Raw genomic sequence first — 872 nt, forward strand, 5'->3', positions numbered from 1 at the left:
TGTCAGGGCAGATTTCAAACTGCTGTCATAAATTCAGTTATCAAGACAAAAATCTGAAAATACACATATTGCATCTAGACAGCATGGAGATGTTGGTAATTTGTTTGTAGCAATGATTGACTTGCTCCATAAGTGAACAACTGATGTTTAAAATTGCCATTTTTACATTGACTCCAATTATTCACATTAGAGCAAAATTCAAAATGCTGTCAAAAATTCAGCTTTTGAGATAAAATTCTGAAATTTGCCACACATCATCTAACATGAGTCTAGAATTTTATCTTTTTTTTCATGAACACTGAAGATATATTTAGCAAGAATTTGCATGTATATGTTTACAGTACCGTTTACAGTCAAACATTTTGATGCACTGTAGGCTCAATTTTTGATAAATCAAAAATCTGAGAAACATAGCTTTTGTAGGACAGTCTGAAGATGCTCTGTAGCAAGTTTGGTGTCAATTGAGCAAAAATTGTGGGAGGAGATAGGTTTAAGAAGTTTTACAGTTTTTGAAAAAAACAGAGTGATGAACTTCATAATTTTTAATAGGTTTAAATGTACAAAAGTTTCTTCAGTATTGGGGCTACAGTTTGATAAAAGTTGTGAAGTTGTAGCATGTATGGTTGATTTGTTATGAATTTTCAAAGTTTTGAACTTTAGACGCTTGCTGTAGCGCCACCATCAGGACTATTGGCTTGAGTTTACAGCTGAGGATATCTGGCATGAGACTGGACCTTTGTGCAAAGTTTGGTGAGTTTTCACCCATGGGAAGGATGATTTCCTCGGAAGAAGAAGAAGAAGAAGAAGAAGAAGAAGAAGAAGAAGAAGAAGAAGAAGAAGAAGAATACCTAGGATTACAATAGTGTCCTGGC

General features: G+C 34.3%; 1 protein-coding gene. It reads left to right on the forward strand.

The window, feature by feature from the left end; genetic code table 11:
- Positions 1 to 722: 722 nt before the first annotated feature.
- Positions 723 to 863: a hypothetical protein gene (locus tag R7O13_RS25325; RefSeq protein ID WP_318305003.1), complete on the forward strand. Its 141-nt coding sequence runs from the start codon at positions 723 to 725 to the stop codon at positions 861 to 863.
- Positions 864 to 872: the final 9 nt, after the last annotated feature.

Source organism: Vibrio sp. Y176 (genome assembly GCF_033438945.1).

What these genes read in the sequence shown, in the direction of transcription:
- R7O13_RS25325 (WP_318305003.1), top strand. Translation starts at nt 723, where the DNA reads ATGAGACTGGACCTTTGTGCAAAGTTTGGTGAGTTTTCACCCATGGGA.